This is a genomic window from Cryobacterium cheniae (assembly GCF_004403395.1).
GTDB lineage: Bacteria > Actinomycetota > Actinomycetes > Actinomycetales > Microbacteriaceae > Cryobacterium > Cryobacterium cheniae.
Genome location: NZ_SOGN01000025.1, coordinates 17,455 through 27,318, shown reverse-complemented (window position 1 = coordinate 27,318; position 9,864 = coordinate 17,455). Strand labels below are relative to the sequence as shown.

Genomic DNA, 9,864 nt, shown 5'->3' with positions numbered 1-9,864 from the left:
CGGCCCGAGTCCGAGCGGCCGGCGCCGCCGGAGCGGCCCGCGCCACCCGTGCGCGCAGCCGAGGCGGCGGTCTCGCGGATCGGCGAGGCGCGGAGGCGCCCCTTCGACCCGGCCGGGATGTTCAGGTCGGTGTAGAGGTGCGGCGACGACGAGTAGGTTTCCATCGGGACCGGCGTGCCGAAGTCGAGCGCGTTGTTGATCAGCGTCCACTTGTGCATGTCGTCCCAGTCGACGAAGGTGACCGCGATGCCGGTCTTGCCCGCGCGGCCGGTGCGGCCCACGCGGTGCAGGTACGCCTTCTCGTCTTCGGGGATGGTGTGGTTGATCACGTGGGTGACGTCGTCGACGTCGATGCCGCGCGCGGCGACATCCGTGGCGATCAGGATGTCCTTCTTGCCGGCCTTGAACGAGGCCATGGCGCGTTCGCGCTGTTCCTGGTTGAGGTCACCGTGCACGGCGGTGGCGTTGAAGCCGCGGTCGCCGAGTTCCTCGACCAGCTTGGCGGCGGCCCGCTTGGTGCGGGTGAAGATCACGGTCTTGCCGCGGCCCTCGGCCATCAGGATGCGACCGATCACCTCGTCCTTGTCCATGTTGTGCGCACGGTAGACGAGGTGCTCGATGTTGGCCTGCATCAGGCCCTCGTCGGGGTCGGTCGCCCGGATGTGGATGGGCCGGTTCATGAAACGGCGCGCCAGGGCGACGATCGGGCCCGGCATCGTGGCCGAGAACAGCATGGTGTGGCGGGTGGAGGGCGTCTGGGAGAACAGTTTCTCGATGTCGGCGAGGAAGCCGAGGTCGAGCATCTTGTCGGCCTCGTCGAGCACCATTTCACTCACGTTGGCGAGACTGAGCAGGCGCTGGCTGGCAAGGTCGAGCAGGCGGCCGGGAGTGCCGACGACGATCTGCGCGCCGGCCTTGAGAGCCTCGATCTGGCCCTCGTAGGCCTTGCCGCCGTAAATGGAGACGACCTTCGTGTTGCGGTTGCTCGAGGCCGTCTCGAGGTCTTCGGAGACCTGCACGCAGAGCTCGCGGGTCGGCACGACGACGAGCACCTGCACGCCCGGTGCGGGGTCGAGTCCGAGGCGCTGGATGATCGGAAGGCCGAAGCCGAGGGTCTTGCCGGTGCCGGTCTTGGCCTGGCCGATGATGTCCTGCCCGCTCAGGGCGAGGGGGATGGTCTGCACCTGGATGGGGAAGGGCTCGATGATGCCTTTATCAGCGAGAGCCTGAACCATGTCCTGGTCGATATTGAGTTCGGAGAAAGTCACGAATTATTGCCTTGTCATTAGCTGGAAGCGGGATGCGCCCGTCTTTTGCTTCGGGCACCTGGCCACCGATCCATGCCGATGGCGTGGTCCTACCATATCGGGCGGCCCTGTGAAGTGGCTCATACCGCACCGCGCCGGGCCGATTCGCCCCGCCGGGGTACGAACCCGCGGTGCGGGCCCGGCACTGTCCTAAGCTGAGCCTGTGATCATCTGGACTGATCGGCGCGGGAAGCGCATGGAGGCACCCCGGCAGCCGACGCGGCGGGTCCGTCAGTCGACCACGAAAGTCGACATCGCCGGCTTCACCCCGGAACTGCTGCCCTACCTCGGCCAGGCTGCCTACTTCCAGCTCGGCATGTTCGAGAACCTCGCCCTGGCAATTTCGACCGCCCCGGACCTCACCGCGAAAGAGGAGTTGAGCGCCGCCGCCGGACGGGCCCTCGCCAAGCACCAGGGGCTCGTGGCCGAGATCCGTCGCCGCGGCGGTGAGCCGGCCGAGGTGATGGCCGGGTTCTCGTCCCGGCTCGACGCGTTCCGCGAGCAGACCGCCGGCGCCGACTGGCACGAACTGCTGCTCAGCTGCTACCTCGCCGGGGGATTTCTCGACGACTTCTTCATCCGACTGTCCGACGGGCTGCCCGGCGACGTGGGTCCGCGGGTGGCGCACCTGCTCGGCCAGGACGCCGGTACCGACGTTTTCGTCACCCACCTGAAGGCCGCCATCGGCGCCGACCCGGCGCTCGGGTCGCACCTTGCCCTGTGGGGACGCCGCCTGGTCGGGGACACCCTGCTGGTCGCCCGCTCGGCGTTGCCGATGGAGGGCATCACCGCCGACGAGTCCCGGATCGAACCCGTGTTCACCGAACTCATCGCCGCGCACACGCGCCGCATGGACGGGCTCGGCCTGACCGCCTGACCGCCTGACCGCCTGACCGTTCGGAAACGCCGGAACGGCGGCGCGCGCCGGAGCGCCGCCGCCGTCGGGCGAAACGGTCACGCGCGGGTCGGGTGCCCGTCGCGCATCAGGGTGTGCAGCATCCGCTCGTCGCCGTCGGTGCGCGAGCGCACCAGGGCCAGGTCGACGGCGACGGATGCCAGTGCGGTCACCCCGAGGGTGACCCACCAGATCCAGCCTTCGTTCCAGGGCAGACCGAGCCAGGTCAGCGCCACCCAGACCACGGACGCGACCATGGTGCCGATGGCCGGCACGAGGACCGCGCCGTGGGTCATCCGCCCCGGCAGGGCATACCGCGCGGCGAGCCCGAGAACCGCACCGCCCAGGGCGATGAAGAGGAGTTCCACGGTTGATCAGGCGACGAAGCCGACGCGGCGGGACTCCTCGGAGCCCAGCTCCACGTACGCGAGCCCGACGGTCGGAACGATGTAGACCTTGCCCTTGCTGTCGGAGAGCTTCAGGTAACCGGTCTCCCCGGCGAGGGCGGCAGCGACCGTCTCCTCGACCTCGTTCGCGGGCTGTGAGGTCTCGAAGCCAATCTCCCGGGGAGAATTGAAGATGCCAATGCGGATATCCACCAGATGCGCCTTTCGTTGCCTAAGCGCCCAGATTACGACAGAACCGCACACCGGCCGGCCACCGTTCACTGTCGGCGCAACCCGCTAGCTTTGAAAACGTGACAACCCTGGGACTCCCGCTACGCACCGACCCCGATTCGGTCGTCCTCGACGACTCGCAACGCGCCGTTCTGGCGCTGGTCGCGGAGCCGGCCGGGCCCGATGCCCCACACCCCACCCGACCGGGAATCAGCGCCGCCGTGATCGGCGCCCCCGGCACCGGCAAGACAGCCACGCTGGTGGAACTGGTCGCCGAGTGCGTGCTCGGCCAGGGGTATTCGCCCAGTGAGGTGCTGGTGCTGGTGCCGACCCGCACGGGCGCCACGGCTCTCCGCGACCGGCTCGCGCTGCGCCTGGGCGTGCCCACCAACGGCCCGATGGCCCGCACCGCGAACTCGGTCGCGTTCCAGATCGTGCGGGATGCCGTGGCCCGGGCGGGCGGCCCGGCTCCCACCCTGCTCACCGGCGGCGAACAGGACCAGATCATCGCCGAGCTGCTCGAGGGGCACCGGCAGGACCAGGCCGAGGCGCAGCAGGCCGGGTCGCCGGCCGGGGCGCAGCCTGCGGGACCGAACTGGCCGGACACCCTCGGCGCCGATGTGCGCAGTCTGCGCGGGTTCCGCACCCAGCTGCGCGACCTGATGATGCGCGCGGTCGAATACGGCGTGACCTCGGAGGCGCTCGTCGATCTCGGGCGCAGAGAACAGCGGCCGGAATGGGTGGCCGCGGCCGAGTTCATCCGCGGCTATGAAGACGTGAAAGACCAGTCCCGCCCCGGCCAGTACGACTCCACCGAACTGGCAGGGTTCGCCGCGTCCGTCGTGGCCGGGGCCCCGGCCGGGTCCGCGGCGCTCGGCTCGCTCGGCGGCCTCCGCCTGATCGTGCTCGACGACGCGCAGGAGCTCACCCAGGCCAACCTGACCCTGCTCGCGCGGTTCGCGGCGCGCGGCGTGGCCGTGATCGCGTTCGGCGACCCCGACATCAGCACCGGATCCTTCCACGGCGCCCACCCGGATGCGCTCGGCCGCCTGGGCGCGTACCTGACCGGCGCCGTGCTGCCGACCCTGGTGCTCGGCACGGTGTACCGGCACGACGCGGACATCCGCGGGGTGGTGCGGGGGATCACACACCGGATCGGCGCCGCCTCGGCCGGCACCCAGCGGTTCGCCCTGAGCGCGGCGGACGGCGAGCCTGCCGAGACAGCCGAGACAGCCGAGACCGCGGAGCCGGCGCAGAAGCCCAATCCCGTGCAGACCGTGCTCGCGGACAGCCCCGCCGACCAGCTCGCCGTGATCGCCCGCCGACTGCGGGAACGGCATGTGCTCGGCGGCGTTCCGTGGGGGCAGATGGCGGTCGTCGTGCGCAGCGGCTCGCTCGTGCCCTCCCTCTCGAAGGGCCTCGCCGCGCTCGAGGTCCCCACCCAGGTGTCGAGTGCGCAGACCGCGCTGCGCGACGACTTCGCCGTGCGCGCCTTCATCCTCGCGCTCGAGGTCACCCTGGGGCGCAAGCCGTTGGGGCCCGAGGAGGCGACCCTTCTGCTCCGCGGCCCGCTCGGCGGCCTCGACCCGATCACCCTGCGGCGCCTGCGCGCGGCGTTGCGCCAGCAGGAGCTCAGCGCCGACCGGAACCGTTCCGCCGACGAGCTCCTGGTGGAGGCCCTCGGCAACCCCGGCCTGCTGGCCGCCATCGACAACCGCACGGCCCGCCGGGCCGCCAGCTGCGGCGAGAGCCTCCGGGCCGCCGCCGTGGAATACGCGGCCGGCGCCACCATCGAGGAACTGCTCTGGGGTCTCTGGCAGCGCAGCGGTCTCGCCCGGGAGTGGAAGGAACAGTCGGCCGGCACGGGAATCGTCGCCGACGAGGCCAATCACAACCTCGACGCCGTGGTGGCGCTTTTCTCGGCCGCGCAGCGCTACGTGGAGCGCACCCCGGCCGCCCCGCCGGTCCTGTTCCTCGAACACCTCGTCGACACCGACGTGCCCGAGGACACCCTCGCCCCGCGCGCGCTCGGCGACGCGGTCGTCGTGTCCACCCCCAGCGGTTTGATCGGCCGCGAATTCGAGGTCGTCGTCATCGCCGGGGTGCAGGAGAACGTGTGGCCCGACCTGCGCATCCGTGGTTCGCTTCTCGGCGCCGGCGACCTGGCCGCGCTCGCCGCCGGCCGGCGCCCCGAGGAGGCGGGTGCCCGCACGGCCGTGCTGCACGACGAGCTGCGCATGTTCGCCCAGGCCGCCAGCCGCGCCCGCACCGAACTGCTGGTGACGGCCATCGACAACGAGGAGAACCAGCCCTCGGTCTTTCTGCGGCTGCTGCCGGCGCCGGCGCCGCGCACGGCGGCGGACGCCGGCGACACCGGCCGCTACCCGCTCTCCCTGCGGGGGCTGGTGGGCCGGCTCCGCCGTGACCTCACCCGGAGCACCGCGGCGGCCCACGGCGACGAGACAGCGAGCCGGGCCACGGATGCCGCCGCGACCCTGGCCCGGCTGGCCCGGGAGAACGTGGCCGGCGCGGCCCCCGACCAGTGGTACGGCCTGAACGAACCCAGCAGCGTGCGCCCGCTGAACGACCCGGAGGCCGGCGACGCCCCGGTGCGCGTCTCGCCGTCGCGGATGGCGGCCTTCGAGACCTGCCCGCTGCACTGGGTGATCGGGCAGGTCGGCGGCGGCTCCTCCAACACCGCTGCCAACCTCGGCACGATCATCCACAAGGTGATGGAGGACTCCACCGACCGGAGCCCCGACGCGCTCTGGCAGGGCGTCGAGGCCCGCTGGGGCGAACTGCAGTTCGACGCCGACTGGCAGTCCCGGGTGCAGAAGGTCGAGGCGCGCGCGCTGACCGATCGGCTGGCCTCCTACCTGCTCGACTTCGAACGCGGCGGCGGCAGCCTGCTCAGCGCGGAGGGCACCTTCCAGCTCGACCTCGACGGCGCCGTGCTCTCCGGCACGGTCGACCGGGTCGAGCGGCTCGGCGACGGGCGGGCGGTCATCGTCGACCTGAAGACCGGCCGCGGCGACCCGATCAGCGACGCCGGGGTGGCCGAGCATCCGCAGCTCGGCGCCTACCAGCTCGCGTTCAGCGAGGGGGCGATCGAGGGGATCCCCGCCGACATGCCGCTGGCCGGCGCGCGCCTCCTGATCGTGTCCAGCGGCACGGTCAAGCAGAACTACCGCAACCCCACTCAGCCCACCTTCACCCCCGAGGAGCTCGCGGCGTTCCGCACCCGGGTCGGTCGGGACGCCGCCGGCATGGGCGGCGCCACCTTCCTCGCCGAAATCAGTTCCCATTGCCTCGACCCGCGCGCGCACGGGTCCTGCCGAATCCACGTCATCAAGCAGGTCAGCTCATGAACCAGTCCGTCACCCCTTCGGCCATTTCGGCCCTCCAGATCGCCGCGGCACTCGGCATGTTTCCGCCGACGGCGGAACAGCAGGCGGTGATCGAGGCGCCGCTGGCGCCCACCCTCGTGGTGGCCGGCGCCGGCAGCGGCAAGACCGAGACGATGGCCAACCGGGTGCTCTGGCTGCTCGCCAACGGGCACGCCCGGCCCGACCAGATTCTGGGCCTCACCTTCACCCGTAAGGCCGCCGGAGAACTCTCCGAGCGCATCCGTGACCGCATCGACCAGCTCGACGCGAAGGGTCTGCTGCCGAGGCCGCCGGCCCCCGCGGCGGGCGCGGTCACGATCGACTCCTCCGACCTGTTCAACGCGCCCACGGTGTCCACGTACAACTCGTTCGCCAGCCGGCTGTTCACCGACAACGCGCTGCTCCTCGGGCGCGAACCCGAGTCGGTGCTGCTCAGCGAGACCAGCGCCTGGCTGTTGGCCCGCCGGGTGGTGATCGAGCACGGCGACAGCCGGCTCGTGCCCTTCGGCAAGAAGCTCGACGCGGTGACGGATGCCGTGCTCGCCTTCAGCCGTTCCCTCGCCGAGAACCCCCCGCCCGTCGTGCCTGGCGTTCCGGCCGCGCCGCACGACCTGGCCGGCCTCGCCGCCGGCTTCGGCTATCTGCGGGACCTGCCCTACGGCAACCCGCGCAAGAAGATCCCGTACGCCTCGGTTGCCGAGTCGCTCGCCGCGGTGGAGCCGCTGCCCGTTCTGTTCGAGCTCGCCGAGCGCTACGCGGTGGAGAAGCGCCGGCTCGGGCTGATCGAGTTCTCCGACCAGGTGGCCCTCGCCCTGCAGGTCTGCCAGAAGGTCGAACAGGTCGTCACCCGCTACCGCGACCAATACCGGGTGGTACTGCTCGACGAATACCAGGACACCTCGGTGCTGCAGACCGAGCTGCTGCACACCCTTTTCAGCCGGCACCCGGTGATGGCCGTCGGTGACCCGCACCAGTCCATCTACGGCTGGCGCGGGGCGAGCTCGGCGAACCTGCTCGGCTTCTCGCTGAGCTTCGCCGGCCTCACCAACCGCCAGTCGCCGTCGATGAGCCTCTCCGTCACCTGGCGCAACCCGGTCACGGTGCTCGACACCGCGAACGCGCTGGTGTCCCCACTGAGCGACGCGCTCCGAGCCCGGCCCGACGGCATCCAGGTCGACACCCTCAAGGTGCCGGCCGGCAAGGCGGACGGGCGGGTCGAGGCGTCGATGCGGGAGACCATCGCCGACGAGGCCCGGGCCGTGGCCGACTGGTTCGCCGAGCGTCTCACCCCGGGCAGCGACAAGTCCGGCGCGATGCTCTTCCGGGCCCGGCGCGAGATGGAGTTCTTCGCCGAGGTGCTGCGGGAGCGCGGCGTGCGCGCCCACGTGCTCGGCCTCGGCGGTCTGCTGTCCACCCCGGAGGTCACCGACGTCGTCTGCGTACTGCGGGTCGTGCACGATCCCTCCGCGGGCAGCGAACTGGTGCGCCTGCTCGGCAGCGGCCGCTACCGGGTCGGCCCCCGCGACCTGCAGCACCTCGCGGCCGTGGCGCGCTGGCTGGCGGCACACGACTGGGCCCAGCAGGCGGTGACACAGGACCTCAAAGAGAAGATGCGGGCATCCGTCGCCGTCGACGAGGGGGCGTCGCTCGTCGACGCCCTCGACTTCGTGGCCGCCGCCCCCGAGACGCACGGCCAGCTCGCGGGTTTCAGCGACACCGGCCGGGCCCGGCTGCGGGCCGCCGGTCGCCAGCTGGCCTGGCTGCGGGCGCGGGCCGGCCTGCCGCTGCTCGACTTCGTGCGTCTGATCGAGCAGGAACTCCTGCTCGACGTCGAACTCGTCGCCAACGAGGCCAACAACCTGGGTCTGGCCAACCTCTACGCCTTCGACGACACCGTGTCCGCTTTCCTCGCGAGTGACGAGGTCGGCAGCCTGGCCGGCTTCCTGCGCTGGCTGGGCCGGGCCGCCGCGTACGACGACATGGGCCCGCGGGTCGAGCCGGGGGAGAGCGGCACCGTGCAGCTGCTCACCATCCACGGGGCCAAGGGCCTCGAATGGGACTATGTCGCCATCCCCAACCTGACCGAGAAGAGCCTGCCGGCGCAGTCCCGGGACGGCGCGGGCTGGGTGAAGTTCGGCGAGCTGCCCTACCCGTTTCGCGGCGACCGGGCCGAGCTGCCCGAGTTGGCCTGGCAGGAGCACGAGAGCCAGCTGTCGTTCGACACCGAATTCCAGGCCTACAAGGAGCAGCTCGCCGCCCGCCACGACGACGAGGAGCGACGCCTGATCTATGTGGCCACGACCCGGGCGCAGCAGGAACTGCTGCTCACCGGCTCGTACTGGGGCGGCGGCGGCACCGTGCGCGCCCCCAGCCGGTACCTCGTGGAGCTGGCCGAGGCCGGTCTGATCGCCGCGCTGCCCGAGGGCAGTCGGCACGACGAGAAGCCCGACACCGGTGAGGGAATCGACGAGCACTGGCCGTTCGACCCGCTCGGCACGCGGCGGCCCCTCGTCGAGGCCGCGGCCGCCCGGGTGCGCGCGGAGGCGGACACCGAACGATTGACGCGCTGGACCCACTCGGTCACGCTCCTGCTCGAGGAACGGATGCTGCGCCTCGCCGGCGCGGGCACCGCCCCGCTGCCTACGCGCATCCCGGCGTCCCGGTTCAAGGACTACATCGACGACCCGGCCGGGGTGGCCGACGCGCTCCGCCGCCCCATGCCCGAGCGCCCGTACCGGGCCACCCGGCTGGGCACCCTGTTCCACTCCTGGGTGGAGCAGCGCGCCGGCGGCGCGTCGGGCGGCGACCTGATCGACGCGGGCGAGAACGAACTGGACCTCGGCGACCAGGGCGCCGACGCGTTCGACCTCGACCTCGACCAGAACCAACCGCTGGAGCAGGCGCAACTCGAACGGCTGCAGCGCACCTTCGAGCAGTCGCCGTGGGCGTCGCGGCAGCCCGAGGAGGTCGAGATCGAGATCCACCACGTGCTGGCCGGGCAGGTCTTCGTCTGCAAGCTCGACGCGGTCTACCGCACCGAGACGGGCTACCAGGTGGTGGACTGGAAGACCGGCCGGGCACCGTCAAGCCCCGCGGACCTCGAGCTCAAGCAGACCCAGCTGGCCCTGTACCGGCTCGCCTACGCGCGCTGGAAGGGCATCGATCCGGAGACCGTCGACGCGGTGTTCTACTTCGTCGCGGACGACACGATCGTCGCCCCGGACCGGCTCTACTCCGAGGAAGACCTGGTGCGGGCCTGGTCGGCGATGCGATCCCCGGTGGCACGACCGGCGGCGGGCTCCACGGTATCGATCGCGCCGGTGGTGGCATCGTCGGCGGACGACGAATCCGAACCGGAAACCGAGCGGTTCGCGTCGTCGTCGTCCTCGAACTCGCCGCCGAACTCCGACAGGTTGTAGGCGTCGGTGTGCATGGACCCGCCGAGGTCGCGGCGGGGGATGCCGCGCGGCGTGGACCGGAGCATGCTTTCCACCCCGGCGACGTCGAGGATCGGGCCGGTGGGCGGTGACAACGGATGCGACGTGGCCTGGTGCACGTTGTCGACCAGGCCGTCGAGCATGGCCACGGCGTCGTCGACGATGCCCTGGTTGCGCGTGTCCGTGCCGTGCAGCAGCCAGCGGGCCAGTTCCAGTTCCGCG

The 9,864-nt window shown here is 71.5% G+C and carries 6 protein-coding genes; 3 read left to right on the top strand and 3 right to left on the bottom strand.

Features of this window, described 5'->3' with window-relative positions:
- The coding region (locus E3T23_RS04360; RefSeq protein WP_134369192.1) for a DEAD/DEAH box helicase at nt 1–1,268 on the bottom strand (1,268 nt) is incomplete at its 3' end.
- A gap of 202 nt (nt 1,269–1,470) precedes the next feature.
- On the opposite strand from E3T23_RS04360, the gene E3T23_RS04355 reads away from it, so the two are divergent.
- Complete coding sequence (locus E3T23_RS04355) at nt 1,471–2,184, top strand: ferritin-like fold-containing protein (protein ID WP_134369191.1); 714 nt, start codon at nt 1,471–1,473, stop codon at nt 2,182–2,184.
- 77 nt (nt 2,185–2,261) lie between these two features.
- On the opposite strand, the gene E3T23_RS04350 is transcribed toward E3T23_RS04355, so the two are convergent.
- Both E3T23_RS04350 and E3T23_RS04345 read right to left on the bottom strand, forming a co-directional pair.
- A complete protein-coding gene (locus tag E3T23_RS04350) occupies nt 2,262–2,570 on the bottom strand; it encodes a hypothetical protein (protein WP_134369190.1) in 309 nt (102 codons plus the stop codon).
- A gap of 6 nt (nt 2,571–2,576) precedes the next feature.
- Nucleotides 2,577–2,801 (bottom strand): DUF3107 domain-containing protein, encoded by a 225-nt coding sequence (locus E3T23_RS04345; protein WP_134369189.1) that lies wholly within the window; start codon nt 2,799–2,801, stop codon nt 2,577–2,579.
- Nucleotides 2,802–2,899: 98 nt separating this feature from the next.
- Here E3T23_RS04345 and E3T23_RS04340 point away from each other — a divergent pair, with 98 nt between their 5' ends.
- Both E3T23_RS04340 and E3T23_RS15610 read left to right on the top strand, forming a co-directional pair.
- The gene (locus E3T23_RS04340) at nt 2,900–6,187 is read left to right on the top strand and encodes an ATP-dependent helicase (RefSeq protein WP_134369188.1); all 3,288 of its coding nucleotides are present in this window, start codon (nt 2,900–2,902) and stop codon (nt 6,185–6,187) included.
- Nucleotides 6,184–9,624 (top strand): ATP-dependent helicase, encoded by a 3,441-nt coding sequence (locus E3T23_RS15610; RefSeq protein ID WP_134369187.1) that lies wholly within the window; start codon nt 6,184–6,186, stop codon nt 9,622–9,624. The genes E3T23_RS04340 and E3T23_RS15610 overlap by 4 nt, the downstream gene beginning before the upstream one ends.
- Nucleotides 9,625–9,864 lie beyond the last annotated feature (240 nt).

Bases quoted from the DNA above. Each gene is read 5' to 3' on its own strand.
- E3T23_RS15610 (WP_134369187.1), top strand. From the start codon at position 6,184: ATGAACCAGTCCGTCACCCCTTCGGCCATTTCGGCCCTCCAGATCGCC.